At 39.7% G+C, this 15276-nt stretch carries 12 protein-coding genes and 2 tRNA genes; 7 read left to right on the top strand and 7 right to left on the bottom strand.

The window, feature by feature from the left end:
* Positions 1-202 precede the first annotated feature (202 nt).
* On the bottom strand, positions 203-1480 hold the full coding sequence (locus tag NQ782_RS06200) for an O-acetylhomoserine aminocarboxypropyltransferase/cysteine synthase family protein (protein ID WP_057093918.1): 1278 nt from the start codon (positions 1478-1480) through the stop codon (positions 203-205).
* Positions 1481-1777: 297 nt separating this feature from the next.
* On the opposite strand from NQ782_RS06200, the gene ettA reads away from it, so the two are divergent.
* Positions 1778-3439 carry an energy-dependent translational throttle protein EttA gene (gene ettA / locus NQ782_RS06195; RefSeq protein WP_000090021.1) on the top strand — a complete coding sequence of 554 codons (1662 nt, stop codon included), beginning with the start codon at positions 1778-1780 and terminating at the stop codon, positions 3437-3439.
* 42 nt (positions 3440-3481) lie between these two features.
* Here the strand turns inward: ettA and NQ782_RS06190 are convergent, their stop codons facing one another.
* A complete protein-coding gene (locus tag NQ782_RS06190; RefSeq protein ID WP_001056509.1) occupies positions 3482-3862 on the bottom strand; it encodes a tetratricopeptide repeat protein in 381 nt (126 codons plus the stop codon).
* A 342-nt stretch (positions 3863-4204) separates the two neighbouring features.
* Positions 4205-4897 (bottom strand): hypothetical protein, encoded by a 693-nt coding sequence (locus NQ782_RS06185; protein WP_000278594.1) that lies wholly within the window; start codon positions 4895-4897, stop codon positions 4205-4207.
* A 148-nt stretch (positions 4898-5045) separates the two neighbouring features.
* Between NQ782_RS06185 and NQ782_RS06180 the strand changes: the two genes are divergently transcribed.
* The 5 genes from NQ782_RS06180 to NQ782_RS06160 all read left to right on the top strand — a co-directional run bounded on the left by NQ782_RS06180 (position 5046) and on the right by NQ782_RS06160 (position 12371).
* On the top strand, positions 5046-5444 hold the full coding sequence (locus NQ782_RS06180) for a cation efflux protein, CzcI-like (protein WP_001138087.1): 399 nt from the start codon (positions 5046-5048) through the stop codon (positions 5442-5444).
* A 54-nt stretch (positions 5445-5498) separates the two neighbouring features.
* Positions 5499-6914 (top strand): TolC family protein, encoded by a 1416-nt coding sequence (locus NQ782_RS06175; RefSeq protein ID WP_031949903.1) that lies wholly within the window; start codon positions 5499-5501, stop codon positions 6912-6914.
* A 2-nt stretch (positions 6915-6916) separates the two neighbouring features.
* Positions 6917-8134 carry an efflux RND transporter periplasmic adaptor subunit gene (locus NQ782_RS06170; RefSeq protein ID WP_057092996.1) on the top strand — a complete coding sequence of 406 codons (1218 nt, stop codon included), beginning with the start codon at positions 6917-6919 and terminating at the stop codon, positions 8132-8134.
* On the top strand, positions 8124-11282 hold the full coding sequence (locus tag NQ782_RS06165; protein ID WP_057092994.1) for an efflux RND transporter permease subunit: 3159 nt from the start codon (positions 8124-8126) through the stop codon (positions 11280-11282). Before NQ782_RS06170 ends, NQ782_RS06165 begins: the two co-directional genes overlap by 11 nt.
* A gap of 132 nt (positions 11283-11414) precedes the next feature.
* A complete protein-coding gene (locus NQ782_RS06160) occupies positions 11415-12371 on the top strand; it encodes a cation diffusion facilitator family transporter (RefSeq protein WP_000508762.1) in 957 nt (318 codons plus the stop codon).
* Between the two features lie 18 nt (positions 12372-12389).
* On the opposite strand, the gene NQ782_RS06155 is transcribed toward NQ782_RS06160, so the two are convergent.
* Positions 12390-12728 (bottom strand): hypothetical protein, encoded by a 339-nt coding sequence (locus NQ782_RS06155; protein WP_001200011.1) that lies wholly within the window; start codon positions 12726-12728, stop codon positions 12390-12392.
* Between the two features lie 273 nt (positions 12729-13001).
* Here NQ782_RS06155 and NQ782_RS06150 point away from each other — a divergent pair, with 273 nt between their 5' ends.
* Complete coding sequence (locus NQ782_RS06150) at positions 13002-13949, top strand: hypothetical protein (RefSeq protein ID WP_000529525.1); 948 nt, start codon at positions 13002-13004, stop codon at positions 13947-13949.
* 92 nt (positions 13950-14041) lie between these two features.
* Here NQ782_RS06150 and NQ782_RS06145 read toward each other — a convergent pair.
* The 3 genes from NQ782_RS06145 to NQ782_RS06135 all read right to left on the bottom strand — a co-directional run bounded on the left by NQ782_RS06145 (position 14042) and on the right by NQ782_RS06135 (position 15240).
* Positions 14042-14117: transfer RNA gene (locus NQ782_RS06145), tRNA-Glu, on the bottom strand.
* 28 nt (positions 14118-14145) lie between these two features.
* Positions 14146-14221, bottom strand: a tRNA-Glu gene (locus NQ782_RS06140).
* A 134-nt stretch (positions 14222-14355) separates the two neighbouring features.
* Complete coding sequence (locus tag NQ782_RS06135; protein ID WP_001986587.1) at positions 14356-15240, bottom strand: hypothetical protein; 885 nt, start codon at positions 15238-15240, stop codon at positions 14356-14358.
* Positions 15241-15276: the final 36 nt, after the last annotated feature.

The following is a 15276-nucleotide window of genomic DNA, read 5'->3' as shown; positions in this document are numbered from 1 at the left end:
CATCCTGATGAACTCCTAAATATTGCCTTATCTTAATAGATGTTTAAAAATTGTCTAGTGTGTAAATATATGAAATTTAACAATTTATTTAGAGTAAAAACTCTAAATTATTACCCTAATCCATTAATTATTCTTAATAGATAAATCATTTGAAAATAAAAAAGCCTCTATATTCCAGAGGCTTGTTAGATGGGTTTAAAATTTATACGGATGAAAGTGCTTGTTCTAAATCGGCAATAAGGTCATCAACATGCTCGATACCAATTGAAAGACGTACCATATCTTCACTTACACCAGCAGCTTTTAGTTCTTGTTCGTTGAGTTGGCGGTGAGTTGTGGTTGCAGGGTGACACGCCAGACTTTTCGCATCACCAATATTCACAAGACGGGTAAATAGCTGAAGGGCATCAATGAAGCGAGTACCGCCTTCACGGCCATCTTGAACCCCAAAAGATAAAATTGCAGAAGGTTTACCTTTTACATATTTTTGCGCAAGTTGATGTTGTGGATGATCTTTTAAGCCTGCGTAATTGACCCATTTTACTTTCGGATGATTTTGCAAATATTCCGCAATTCTTTGTGCATTTTCAGTATGGCGTTCCATCCGTAAATTAAGCGTTTCTAGACCCTGTAAAATTAAGAAAACACTGAGCGGGCTAATAGCTGCGCCTGTATTACGTAATGGTACAACGCGAGCCCTTGCTATATAGGCAGCTTCACCTAATGCCTCTACATAGTTCACACCATGATAGCTTGGGTCTGGCGTGTTCAATACTTTAAAACGCTCCGGATATTTACCCCAAGGAAACTTACCGCTATCGATAATCGCACCACCAATACTATTGCCATGACCACCAATATATTTAGTCAAAGAATGTATGACGATATCGGCGCCATATTGGAATGGTTTTAATAAAGCAGGGGTAGCGACTGTATTATCAACAACGACAGGTACGCCATATTCATGGGCGATTTTCGAAATTTCTTCTAGATCGATGATATTTCCAAGCGGATTGCCGATTGACTCAACAAAAACAAGTTTAGTTTTATCATCAATTAAGTTACGTAAGCTTTCAGGCTTTTGATAATCAAAAAAGCGAACTTCAATGCCTTGTTTTGGCAGGGTATGAGCAAATAAGTTGTACGTTCCACCATATAAAGTTGAGACTGAGGCAATATTATCTCCAGCTTCAGTAATGGTCTGAATTGCGTAAGTAATAGCTGCCATTCCCGATGCCAAAGCTAATGCCCCAATACCGCCTTCTAACGCAGCAAGGCGCTGCTCAAGTACGGCTGTGGTTGGATTCATAATACGGGTATAGATATTGCCTTGAACTTTTAAATCGAAAAGGTCGGCACCGTGTTGTATGTTATCAAATGCATACGAAGTTGTTTGATAGATAGGGACTGCAACAGCTTTAGTGGTTGCTTCTGGAGTGTAGCCTGCGTGAATGGCTAAGGTTTCATCTTTATAAGTCATGATTACTTCATCTTCGTGAGTTAAATATTGAGCGAGTCTAGCTTAAAATTTATATAGAAAATTGCAGAAATTCTGGTTTGTTATCCAATTTTAGGAATATAGATAGAAAAATATACGCTGAAACGTTGTATAAATCTTATACATAAACATTTTGCAACTTATTGAAAAAGAAAATTGTTTGATAAATCCGTACGATGGAAATCATAACTTCAAGTCATTAGTGTTTTCATCGTATAATACGCGCGATTATTTTGTCGCGTCTTGCGATGTATTGGTTTTTCAATTGAGGAGTCCTGCGTGGCCCAATATATTTATACGATGAACCGAGTGTCTAAGATGGTTCCGCCAAAGCGCGAAATCTTAAAAGACATCTCTTTATCATTTTTCCCGGGTGCCAAAATTGGTGTTCTCGGTTTGAACGGTGCGGGTAAGTCTACCTTGCTTCGTATTATGGCTGGCGTAGATAAAGATTTCTCTGGTGAAGCTCGTGCACAACCTGGAATTAAAATCGGCTATTTAGAGCAAGAACCGCCACTTGATCCGACTAAAGACGTTCGTGGTAACGTTGAAGATGGTGTGCGTGAAGCTTTAGATGCTTTAGAGCGTCTTGATCAGGTATTTGCAGAATATGCAGACCCAGATGCTGATTTTGATGCGCTTGCGAAAGAGCAGGAAAAATTAGAATCAATTATCCATGCTTGGGATGCACATAACCTAAATAACCAGCTTGAAATCGCGGCAGATGCCTTGAACCTTCCAGCTTGGGATGCAGATGTAACTAAGCTTTCTGGTGGTGAACGCCGTCGTGTAGCACTTTGCCGTTTATTGCTCTCTAAACCAGATATGTTGCTTCTTGACGAACCAACGAACCATTTGGATGCAGAGTCTGTATCTTGGTTAGAGCGATTCTTAAAAGATTTCCCTGGCACAATCGTGGCGATTACGCACGACCGTTATTTCTTAGATAACGTTGCCGAGTGGATCTTGGAGCTTGACCGTGGACACGGTATTCCTTACCAAGGTAACTACACTTCTTGGTTGGAGCAAAAAAATGCTCGCTTAGAACAAGAGCAGAAACAAGAAGAATCTTTTGCTAAAGCATTGAAAAAAGAACTTGAATGGGTTCGTCAAAATGCGAAAGGTCAGCAAAAGAAAAACAAAGCGCGTATGGAGCGTTTTGAAGAGCTTAACTCACGCGAATTCCAACAGCGTAATGAGACCTCTGAAATCTATATTCCACCTGGTCCACGTTTAGGTAACAAGGTTGTTGAAGTAGAAAATATCAGCAAGTCATTTGGTGATCGTTTACTTTACGAAAACTTGTCATTTACCGTACCACCAGCAGCGATTGTAGGTATTGTTGGTCCTAACGGTGCCGGTAAAACGACTTTATTCCGTATGATGACAGGTGAGCAAAAACCTGACACTGGTACTGTAACACTTGGTGATTCGGTTAAAGTTGCTTATGTTGGTCAGATTCGTGACACTTTAGATGATAACAAAACGGTTTGGGAAGAAGTTTCTGGCGGTTTAGACATCTTGAAAGTGGGCGATTATGAAATTGCATCACGTGCTTATATTGGTCGTTTTAACTTTAAAGGCCAAGATCAGCAAAAACGCGTAGGTGAATTGTCAGGTGGTGAGCGTAACCGTTTACAACTTGCGAAAATTTTACAGCAAGGTGCAAACGTTATCTTACTGGATGAGCCATCAAACGACTTGGACGTAGAAACTTTACGTGCACTTGAAGATGCAATTTTGGTATTCCCGGGTACAGTCATGGTTGTATCGCATGACCGTTGGTTCCTTGACCGTATTGCGACTCATATCTTGTCATTTGAAGATGAACAACCAGAGTTCTATACAGGTAACTATACCGAGTTTGAAGCTTATCGCCGTGCTAAGCTAGGTGATGACGCTCAGCCTCATCGCAAGAAATACAAAAAAATTAGCGGTTAATTACTGCTAAATTTAAAAACCAGCCTAAGGGCTGGTTTTTTGTTAGAAGGCAAGTTTACTAAAAGCTTCTTGTAAGCAACGTTCAGCATCAGGATGTCCCTGACTTGCTGCTTTGTTTAACCACTTTTCAGCTTCAGTGTAGTTTTTATCTAAACCAAATTGACCATTTAAATAGCCAATACCAAGTTTAAAGGAAGCGTCAGCATTACCTCTTAAAGCTGCACGGAGGTAGCACCACATCGCATTGCGGTCATTTGGGGTAATATCTAACCAATTCTGCATACGTTCATGATCTTGTATGGCTAACTCTTCAAAGCGTAAGCCTTGTTCAATTTCATCCTCAGCTTGTGAATGCATATCGGCTGGTAAGTTTTCAAAGGCAAACAAGTGATTAAGCCCATGCTTGATTGTTTTCATATTCATGACAGTCTCCCCTTGTTCCTCAATTTGATTGAATTGACTCACACTTTTAAGCTAGTCCCTTATATGAAAATCTTATGTTATTTTTTGTAAATCTGATATAGCGCATTTGGATGAAAAATGATGAAGTTTTAGCTTACATAAAAGTTACACGTGTTTTTACGCTTAGCGAAATTTCTATAAAAGTATTGGTATACAAACATGAAAATAGAATTTAAAAAGTTTAAGAACAAATGATTATTCAAAATAAAAAAATTGAGAAAATTTATAAATATCAAACAAAAGAAATTTTCTTAAACAAAACCAGCCTAAGGGCTGGTTTTGTTTTTAGATTAGTAAGGGTGCTTATTTAGTAAAGTCACCTCGTAAATCTGACAAGATGAGAGAAGGAGCTACCGTCACTATATCAAATGCCATCGCTAAAGGATAAAGCGCCATACGCGTTACACGTTTAAACGGATGTTTCTTGGTTATTTCATCTTTTTGTTGTAAGGCGATTGGATATGGAGTTGGAATCGTTTGTTGGACTTTTGAAGTAGGACTGGTTTGATAAATTTGGCCTTTAAAACGAATAATAGCGTAGGGATATAAAAGCTGTGTTTGGTTCTCCATAACCATAAAATGATTTTTAAACCCTAAATTTTTTAAATTTTCTTTCTGTTGATCAGAGAGTTTTGAAGCGGGAATATTGTATTGAAACTTGAGTTCACCATGAAAATGCGTAGGATCATCCATTTCAAGTAGCAGAGGAGATGGAATAATTAAAGTTCTTTGATTTACAGGAATATTTTTAATGATATTTAAAAATTCCAAACTTCCTTCGGTCATTAAATAATTAAAGTCTTGACCTATAAATACGATGCCTTGTTCTTGCTGGTTTTTAACGGCTTGCCCAAGTGCAATAATTTGATCTGTCTTTAAAATAGTTGTTTGGACCTCAGTCGTCTCATTCGGCAGGGCAGTCGATAAAATAGAAGTTGCACATCCACTTAAGCCAAGACAAGTTACTAGTAGGCTAGTGGTCAATGTTTTATACATGAACATTACTCTTAAAAATTATTTTTAAAAAACTTAGGAAACATCTGGGTTAAGAATGGAACCCATAAATCAACGTTTTGTAATTTTATTACATGTAGCTCGCCTGCTATAGTTGCTTCGTGCAATTCCTAACAGCCATGGTGTACTGTTGCCACGTTCTGCAATTTTCATGTCCGTCTTATTCTGTTTGCTTATATTCCAGAGTTTATGGAATATAGCAGCGGTTTTTTGCGCGCATGAAAATCAAGAAAAAGCACTACATCATTTTGGTCATCATGCAGCTTTAAATGTATATCAAACGTCTTCTCATACCCATGTTGAACATACTGAGACTTTAGATGCTGCTCATAAAGCACCTTTAAACTTACAAGACCATCATGATCATTTACCGACATGTTTTCATGTCGTCATGACAGAAGTTGCAAAACAAGCTCAAACCCCTGTTTTGCATGTGCATGAACTTTCACAAATTTATCATTGGTCCAATTCTTACCAGTCTCCACATCTTAGTGCCTTAAAACCGCCTCCTGTTTTAACCCCGCTATAGGTGGGGTAGCCAAAAAAAGCCCACCGCATCTTTTATTTATTGCGGGGCTAAAACATGTCTTCTATTTTTTTAAATCGGGTGAGCCATCCCGACTTATTGAGTTGTAACGTTAAGATAACGTTGAAAAAGGTTGTAACTATCTCAAGCCTGTCTATTGTCATGTTATTGGCAGGACAAATGGCAAATGCTGCTTCTGATATTCAACAGGGCTCTTATACCCAAAAAGCAGCTTTTAGTTTTGAACAGGCATTAGCGCGAGCACAAAGCTATCAAACTCAACAAGGTGTCTGGCAGGCACAGCAGCAAATGGCTGAGGCGCAATTAAAACAAAGTCGCTTATGGGCAAATCCAAGTCTTTCTATTGAGCAAACAGGTTTGCAGAGTGACCAAGAAAAAGAACTCGCGATTGGCATCTCTCAGCCTTTAGATATTTTTGGGCAGCGTAAGGCCGCACAGCATTTAGCTAAAGTAGAAATGTCAAAGGTTGACTTGGCCGAACAACGTTATAAGGCTGAGCTTGAGTTAATAGTTAAATATTTCTGGTCACAAGTGGCCTTGCTTGAACTTGAAAAGTCTCTCATTGGAGAACAGTTAGCAGTTAGCCAAGAGAACTTGTCTGCATCGGAAAAGCGTTATCAGGCAGGGAGTATTGCTCAGGTTGATGTAGATCGAGTACGTATGTCTCACTTGGAAAACCAGCGTTTATATCAGCAGGTCGATTTGAAACTACAAGTTGCTAAACAGCAACTGGCCAACTTATGGGGTGGTGATTCAAATCAGTTCCAACTATCTCAAAGTTCTAATCAGCTGTGGGTATTGGCAGCGGATGTAGAGTCTGGTCAAGATCGACAAAACAATTTGCTAGAGCGCTCTTTTCAACTAGATGCTCTTGCGCAGCAAGCCACTATTCAACAGCTGAAGGCAAAAGCAAGACCACAACCTGCGGTAACTTTGGGGGTGAATAACACTCGTTCCCCAGAGCAGCGTACGGAAAATCAAATCCGCTTAGGGGTGGAAATTCCTTTAAATCTTTTTAATCGTCAACAATACGGAATCAAGATTGCTCAGGCCAAACAAGAGCTGTCTCAACGACAACAGAGCTTTTATCGACAGCAGAATCAAGTGGATATTGAAACTCTGATGTCAGAGTTAAAAGGCTTACATATTCAGTTCAAGCAATTAAATGATCAGCAAGTTCCTCTTGCCGTTCAGGTTCAACAAAAAACATTGCAAGGTTTCCGTTTGGGTAAGTTTGCCGTTACCGATGTGCAGCAAGCCACAATGCAGTTGCAAGATGTGCGCTTACGTAAAGTCGAGCTATTAAAACAGGCTTGGCAAAATTCAATTGAAATTCAAAGTTTACGTCTTGGGCTAGAGCCAGAACAGATCATGGCGAAAGATGCCTTAATGCAACTTAATCAACGTGCTTGGCAACAAGCTCAAGCATTCCCAACTCAGGCAGGAGAATAATAATGTCGGCAAATTTAAAGAAAAATTCTCAATGGCTTTGGGTTGGAGTAATTGCTACCATTACTGCAATATTAATTGGTTTACTCGTTTTAAATTCAAAAAATAAATCTAATTCTTCGGAACCATCGGAAGGCCACGGGCATGCTGAAGAAGAGGGTGAAGAACACCATGATGAGGGAGAAAAACCACTACTACTCACTGCTCAGCAAATGCAGGAACAAAATTTAAAAATTGAACAAGCTGAACTAGGTGAAGTTCCTCAACTTCAGACTTATCCAGCCAAACTAGTAGTCAATACTGACCGCCAAGCCCATGTTTCGCCAAGTTTTAGTGGTCGTGTCGAAGCGGTATATGTTGAACTAGGACAACAAGTTAAAAAAGGCCAGGCACTTGCAAGCTTATTAGTGCCAGATTTAGTCGATCAGCAAGCCAATTTGCAAATAGCCCAGTCTAATCTTGATTTAGCACGTCAGGACTATGAGCGTGAACGTAGCTTATGGTCTCAAGGAATTTCCGCGAAACAAGATTATCAACGAGCTTATAACGCTTATCAGCAAGCACAAATTCAGGTTAAAGCAGCTCGCTCGCGCTTAAGTGCATTCGGGGCAGGTTCTGGTTCAGCGGGGCGTTATACCTTAACAGCGCCAATTGCGGGTATCGTGAGTAATAAAGATATTGTAGTGGGTGAAAACGTGCAGTTAGCAGATCAGCTTTTTATTATTAATCAGCTTGATCAGTTATGGCTGGAATTCATTTTACCAAGCAATGCAAATATCAATGTACAGCCAAATCAACAGATTGAATTTAAATCTTTACAAACTGGGAATACATTTTCTGCTCAGGTTCAAAGTTTAACAACAGAGGCAGATGCTCAGACTGGACGCTTACAAGTGCGTGCCAAGGTTTTGGCAAATAGCAGTGAGCTGCGTCCAAACTTGATGGTTAACGTTGAGCTAAATGCAGGATCAACACAAAAAGTGACTCGTGTAAAAGCGCAAGCAGTTCAACAAGTTGAAGGTAAAGACGTTATCTTTACACCAAAAATAGTCAAAACAGGTTTTGAGTTTGAACCTGTGACTGTACAGCTAGGCCAACGTTCTAAAGATGGTCAATGGGTTGAAGTTGTAAAAGGAATTAATCCAAGCCAACGCTATATTGCAGAAGGCAGCTTCTTACTGAAGTCCGAATTGGAAAAAGGAGAGGCTGAGCATGGACATTAATAAGCCTGAGCTGCCCAAGCCAGAAGGACTGTTTGACAGAGTTATTCAGTTTGCTATTCAAAATGCCATTTGGGTCATGCTTTTTGTTCTGGCGTGGATTGGTGTTGGCATTTGGAGTTATCAAAAACTCCCTATTGATGCCGTTCCAGATATTACCAATACCCAAGTCCAGATTAATACTCAAGCCAATGGGTATACCGCTTTAGAGGTCGAACAGCGGATTACCTATCCTATTGAAAATGCGATGGCAGGAATTCCAAATCTGGAACAAACTCGCTCTATTTCTCGTTATGGGCTTTCCCAAGTTACCATCATTTTTAAAGATGGGACAGATATTTATTGGGCAAGACAACTGATTAACCAGCGTTTACAAGAAGCGGACGGCCAACTACCCGAATCAGTTGATCCCATCATGTCTCCTGTTTCAACGGGCTTGGGTGAAATTTACCAATGGGTGGTAAAAGCAAAAACAGGCGCTAAGAAAGCAGATGGCACAGCCTATACAGCCATGGATTTACGTGAAATTCAGGACTGGATTGTACGTCCTCAATTGCAGCGTGTGAAAGGCGTGGCGGAAATCAACAGTATCGGTGGCTACAATAAAACCTATATTGTGTCACCTGATTTAAAACGTTTGCAGCAGCTTCAAATTTCAATCAATGAATTTCAAACTGCTCTGCAAGAAAATAATGAAAATCGCGGTGCAGGTTTTATCGAAGAAAACGGAGAGCAACTCACCGTTCGTGTGCCGGGCATGTTAAGTAGTGTTGAAGATATTCAAAACATTACTGTAAGTACCAAAAATGGTTTGCCGATCCGCGTGGTTGATGTTGCGAATGTCTCTATTGGACACGATTTAAGAACAGGGGCTGCAACTTACAACGGTGAGGAAACGGTTCTTGGCATTGCCATGATGATGATGGGAGAAAACAGCCGTACAGTTGCTCAGGCGGTTGATGCCAAAATTAAGGAAATACAATCTACCTTGCCTAAAGGAGTGGAAATTGAGACGGTTTATGACCGGACGAGCTTAGTAAATAAAGCAATTGCGACGGTGCAGAAGAACCTTGTAGAAGGCGCGATTCTGGTTATCGTGATTTTGTTTATTTTTCTAGGAAATTTCCGGGCAGCTTTAATTACGGCTTGTGTTATTCCATTATCGATGTTGTTTACTCTGACGGGAATGGCTGAGCAAAACATTAGTGCCAACCTCATGAGCTTAGGAGCGCTTGATTTCGGGATTATTGTGGATGGCGCGGTTGTTATTGTAGAGAACTGTATTCGACGTCTGGCAGAAGCACAGCATGCTCTACATCGGCCTCTTACGCGGTCTGAACGATTCAAAGAAGTTTTCCTTGCAGCAAAACAGGCCCGTCGCCCACTGATTTTTGGGCAAATGATTATTTTAGTGGTCTATTTACCTATTTTTGCCCTATCTGGTGTTGAAGCCAAAATGTTCCATCCAATGGCGATGACAGTGGTGATGGCATTATTGGGTGCCATGATTCTTTCTGTGACATTTGTACCTGCGGCAGTTGCTCTTTTTGTTACAGGTGAAGTGAAAGAAAAAGAAACACGTTGGATGCAGCTTTTAAAGCAGAAATATCAAAATATTCTCGATCAGGCTTATCAACTTAAAATTGTGGTCGTTAGTTTTGCATTAAGTATTTTAGTTCTCACAGGTGTATTAGCTACCCAAATGGGTAGTGAATTTGCTCCGCAGCTCAGTGAAGGTGACTTTGCCCTGCAGCAAATGCGTTCACCAAGTACTGGTCTCGAGCAATCACTGCGAATGCAGGAAAATACTGAAAAGCTCATTTTGAAAAACTTTCCAGAAGTGAAAGCTGTTTTTGCTCGAACAGGGACAGCTGAGGTTGCAACTGATGTGATGCCGCCGAATATCTCTGATGCGGTCATTTTGCTTAAACCGCATGATCAATGGCCAAACCCGAAAGAGACGCTAAGTGAGCTACGTTCACGTATGGAAGCTTTCTTGGCAACCTTACCGGGTAATAACAGTGAGTTCTCTCAACCGATTGAGCTACGCTTTAATGAGCTAATTTCAGGGATTCGTAGTGATATTGGCGTCAAGATTTTTGGCGACGATATGCAAGTACTCAATGAGCGGGCACAGGCACTCGCTCAGAAAGTACAAAAAATTTCAGGTGCTACCGCGGTTAAGGTAGAACAAACGAGCGGTTTACCGGTGCTGAGTGTTGAAATTAACCGACCTCTGGCTGCGCAATACGGATTATCTGCAAAAGCTATTCAAGATATTGTGGCGGCAAGTGTTGGTGGACAAAATGTTGGACAGATTTTACAAGGCGATAGACGATTTGATTTTGAAATTCGCCTAGAAGACCAGCAGCGTACCATCCAAAACTTAGCTCAACTTCCGATTCAGTTGCCAAATGGTGGACTTATCCAACTTCAAGATGTAGCTAAAGTTGAACGTACCTCAGGCCTAAATCAGGTGGGACGTGAAAATGGGAAGCGCCGTGTCATTATTACTGCGAACGTAGAAGGCCGTGACTTAGGATCATTTGTTCAAGAGTTAAGAACAACACTCGCAAAAGAACAACTGCCAGCGGGTTATTGGTTGGAATATGGCGGTCAGTTTGAAAATTTAGCTTCAGCTGCTGCACGAATGAAAATAGTTGTTCCATTGGCGCTTGCTATGATTTTCATTCTACTCATGGCTGTATTCCATAATGTGAAAGAAAGCTTGCTGGTATTTAGCGGTGTGCCGTTTGCTTTGTCAGGTGGCCTGATTGCCCTTTGGCTAAGAGATATTCCGCTGTCCATGTCGGCTGGTGTTGGGTTTATTGCATTATCTGGTGTTGCTGTTTTGAATGGTCTGGTGATGCTGAGCTTTATTAAAGAGCTTAGAGAAAAATTTGATATTCAAACAGCCACGTGGAATGGGGCGATCTTACGTTTAAGACCGGTACTCATGACGGCTTGTGTTGCTTCACTTGGTTTTATTCCAATGGCTTTGGCAACAGGAACTGGTGCAGAAGTTCAACGGCCTTTGGCAACAGTGGTTATTGGTGGCATTATTTCATCTACGATATTAACTTTGGTTTTATTACCGGTCATTTATCGATGGATGAATGAAGGCAAGACAAAAAGTGTTGAGCATTCATAATGTCATCGATTTGAGATATCTTTTTTGATTACAAAATTTAAGTCGAAAAAGTGTTTGTAAGAGTTAAAGGTAATGATGTCTTCATCTTTACTTTTAACTCACCATAAAGATAAATAAAAAGGAGTCCGCAAAATGGGTGGACATCATGGTCATGATCATAGTCATGCTGTAGTGACTGAAGGTAATGCTAAAAAATTAACGATTGCCTTGGCGCTTACCACGACATTCTTAATTGTTGAGGTGATTGCAGGTTTAATCACACAAAGTTTGGCATTGCTCTCTGACGCTGCACATATGTTTACAGATGCAGCTGCTTTAGCAATTGCTTTGGTTGCCATACAGATTTCTAAACGTCCTGCCGATAATAAACGTACTTTCGGTTATCAGCGCTTTGAAATTCTGGCCGCTTTATTTAATGCACTTATGCTTTTTGTGGTAGCAATTTATATTTTATATGAAGCCTATATTCGCTTTTCGCAGCCACCTGAAATTCAAAGTGTAGGTATGCTCATTGTGGCGACCATTGGTTTGGTAATAAACCTCATCTCAATGAAAATTCTTATGTCGAGTGCCAATAACAGCTTAAATGTGAAAGGTGCTTATCTAGAAGTATTGAGTGATGCACTAGGCTCAGTTGGCGTTATTATTGGTGCAATTATTATTTACTTCACTAATTGGTACTGGATTGATACGCTTATTGCGGTACTGATTGGATTTTGGGTGTTGCCAAGAACATGGGTTTTACTTAAACAAAGTATTAATATTTTGCTCGAAGGTGTACCCGAAGAAGTCGATATTGAAAAGCTACGTGCAGATTTACTTTCATTAAATGGTGTGGAGAGTATTCACCAACTCAAAGTATGGGCAATTACGTCTAAAAATATCCATTTAACCGTGCACTTATTTGCGCCTGAAGCTGACCGTAATAAGCTCTATCAAGATGCAGTTGAAATGCTTTCTCATGAGCATGGTATTGGTGAAGTGACATTGCAAATTGAAGATGATGCTGAGATCAACTGTCAGCATATTGCTCAACATGCTTCACACGAGCATAACGATAATGACAAGACACATTCACATCAGCATTAAGCTGATGTGAATACTGTTTTAAATTTCCCACTCATGATTGCAGTCACGACATTTCCAATGTTTTTGTGACTGCATAAATGCTTGCATAGACAATTTAAAATCAGGCAAATCGCGCCAGAACATAAAACCTGCGCCTACAGTAACCACAAATGCAACTACTGTTGCAATTTGAAGAGAGCTGCCTGCACCATTGCCAAAAATCCACATAAAAATACTAATAACAACCAAGAGTAAAAGTACAAAAATGGCAGGAACTAAAATCACTAAGCTTTTAGGCACAACAGGTTTAGCACTATTAACACCTTGGCTCACCGGCATAATTTTAACACTTTGACATTGAGGGCAACGATATTGCATGACAGCTCCACATTAAATTTGAATCTATTCTAACGGAAATGCAAAGAAAGAAAAAAATTTGTAGCTGATTAAAAAGTTGAGGTGAATATCCGATATAAAATACTTTTTTGAAACAAGGATATATAAAAAAACGATGATTTATGCGTACACATAAAAATTAAAATAATGCTGTAGAGCATGCTAATCTAGATAAAAACCAAGTGTGTCCAACACTGGAAATGAGCTGAAATGCTCATTAATAGGATGTGAAAGAAATATAAAAAGGAGAGGGACTTGGGTCAAGAAGATGACAATAAGTCGAAGCCTACAACGACATCAACAGTTTCAGGGAATCCTGACCCTATAAAACTGTCATTCTCACGCCGTTTGCTGCATAAAACATTACAGCATGCGCAAGACGCCGTCGGGTTTGCTAGTGATACTACACGTAATCTTGCTGAAGTTGCTGATGCAGCCTTAGATGCTTTGGATCAGGTGACATCTCATACAAAGCGTGGAGTGGTGGGCATGACCAACCTGGCAGCAGGGACTGTCAGAGATATGGTGTCTGAAACAAGTGAAACTGCAAGACAGGTTGCCTTAATCATGGCACGTACTTTTCTAGGTAAAAGTACCTTGAATTTGTATTTGCCAGAAATGCTATTAAACAGTCAAATTCGTAAACGCATAGATCGTTCGGAAATTGATGATATTAAAGTTCAATGTGGCAATGATCGGTTTCAGGTTGAAATCGATGGGCACTATCACCGTTTCCTATATCGCCTAAGTTTAGATTTTCGAGTATTGGAATGCCGCATTGGACAAGAAAAGTTCTTGCGCTTACGCCAAATGGATGAAAGTCTGGATGTGCAAATACGTCATGGTGGAACATTATCGAATTGGGCTGTTCGCCGTATTGGTCGAGTAGGTTTTGAAGTGATTAATATGTTGCCTATTCCATCGCTGATTAATCATTTGATTCGTGATATTCCGGGTATTCAGCGTGATGGTCATCGCATGTGGTTCATTGACCTTGAGCAAGCAGGTTTTATTGATTTCATTAATAACCGTTCATGGATGGTAGAAAAACTTTTAAATTTAACCGACTTTAGTATTCTACCGGGACTCAATATTTTAAGAGAAAGTCGTGAGCTTGTGCAGCAACTGGTAGATCAGTTCGAAATAAAAGGACTACGTGTTCAATCAGGCCGTCTGGAAGTTCAAGTTGGAATCGCAAATTAAATAAGTATGATGGGAAGCTGGTTTATGACCAGCTTTTTTATTGTCTAGATAAGAAAAAAGCCACTGTCATTATGCAGTGGCTTTTTAGAATTTGGCGTCCCTACGGGGATTCGAACCCCGGTTACCGCCGTGAAAGGGCGATGTCCTAGGCCTCTAGACGATAGGGACTTATATGAGGCATACATCTGAAAAATATTGGCGTCCCTACGGGGATTCGAACCCCGGTTACCGCCGTGAAAGGGCGATGTCCTAGGCCTCTAGACGATAGGGACGTTTCAGAGGTGGGCGTATATTAGGTCGATTTAATAAAAGTGTCAAATAGTTTTCTGAAGAAATATTAAAAAAAACAGTTAAGCGCTTAAAAATAACTCAAATTGTAGAAAATATATACGTTTATAGATGTTTTTTATTGGAAAGGCTCAATAATTGTTTTTACCACAGCATGATGTTGTAAGTAGCCGACAATTTCATGAGGTTGGTTGGCAAAAGTAAAAATCTCTTGATTAATAATGGGGGGAGTAAAATTAAAAGGTGCTTCACTTAATGGAAAAGCGGTTAAAAAGTCATCTTTAGAATAAAAGTTATACCAGTCGCCCTTTAAGCATTTAGGACGTTCAATGGGAGTGGGGAGTTTGCTTTGTATGACGCGAAAAGAAAGAGGGGATGCTAAGGTAATAAAGCGCTGTACTGAAAACTGATAAGAAGGATCTGATAATAAATGATAGGCAATCACAGAACCCAAAGAATGGGCGACTACAATACAATCTTCATCATCATGCATTTGTTTTAAAATCCTTTGATGAACCTCATACATAAAATCAGGATTAGATAAGTACATATAAGTTTCAATCAAGAATTGCTGAATTAAGCTTTCATGTAATTTTGGAAAATTATTTAAAAGAACCACCATTTCCTTAAGAACACGATCTTTCACCAACTGTGAAGTTAAATATAAACGCTCTGATAAGCTTTGCGCTGGTTGATCGGGTGAAAGAGGGAGATGGGGTATAAAAGGAGTATGTTCCTTGGGGGTTGATGGCTGATGATGTAAATGGATGGGTAAATGAAAATTAAAAGTTTTTGGAAGTAAAGTATTAAGATCAAGTTGATTGGATAATTGATACTTCGTCATTAAATCGCCATAAAATGGCATATGTATATGTAGATCTCTTAAATTAACTCTACAGTGCAATTGTTTTAAGCCCAGTTTAAATACTTTTAGCCAGTGCTCTTTTAAACGATGTGCTGTGTAATTCTGCTGATTCATCCCATGGATAAATATAATTTTCATTGTATACAAGGAATTGTTTTTTAATATAAATTGAAA

The sequence above is a fragment of the Acinetobacter sp. BD54 genome (assembly GCF_044778325.1).
GTDB lineage: Bacteria > Pseudomonadota > Gammaproteobacteria > Pseudomonadales > Moraxellaceae > Acinetobacter > Acinetobacter baumannii.
The sequence above is the reverse complement of the archived record's forward strand: the minus strand, read 5'-3'. Positions and strand labels throughout refer to the sequence as shown.

Bases quoted from the DNA above. Each gene is read 5' to 3' on its own strand.
- NQ782_RS06200 (WP_057093918.1), bottom strand. From the start codon at position 1,480: ATGACTTATAAAGATGAAACCTTAGCCATTCACGCAGGCTACACTCCA.
- NQ782_RS06190 (WP_001056509.1), bottom strand. From the start codon at position 3,862: ATGAATATGAAAACAATCAAGCATGGGCTTAATCACTTGTTTGCCTTT.
- NQ782_RS06185 (WP_000278594.1), bottom strand. From the start codon at position 4,897: ATGTATAAAACATTGACCACTAGCCTACTAGTAACTTGTCTTGGCTTA.
- NQ782_RS06175 (WP_031949903.1), top strand. From the start codon at position 5,499: ATGTCTTCTATTTTTTTAAATCGGGTGAGCCATCCCGACTTATTGAGT.
- NQ782_RS06170 (WP_057092996.1), top strand. From the start codon at position 6,917: ATGTCGGCAAATTTAAAGAAAAATTCTCAATGGCTTTGGGTTGGAGTA.
- NQ782_RS06165 (WP_057092994.1), top strand. From the start codon at position 8,124: ATGGACATTAATAAGCCTGAGCTGCCCAAGCCAGAAGGACTGTTTGAC.
- NQ782_RS06160 (WP_000508762.1), top strand. From the start codon at position 11,415: ATGGGTGGACATCATGGTCATGATCATAGTCATGCTGTAGTGACTGAA.
- NQ782_RS06155 (WP_001200011.1), bottom strand. From the start codon at position 12,728: ATGCAATATCGTTGCCCTCAATGTCAAAGTGTTAAAATTATGCCGGTG.
- NQ782_RS06135 (WP_001986587.1), bottom strand. From the start codon at position 15,240: ATGAAAATTATATTTATCCATGGGATGAATCAGCAGAATTACACAGCA.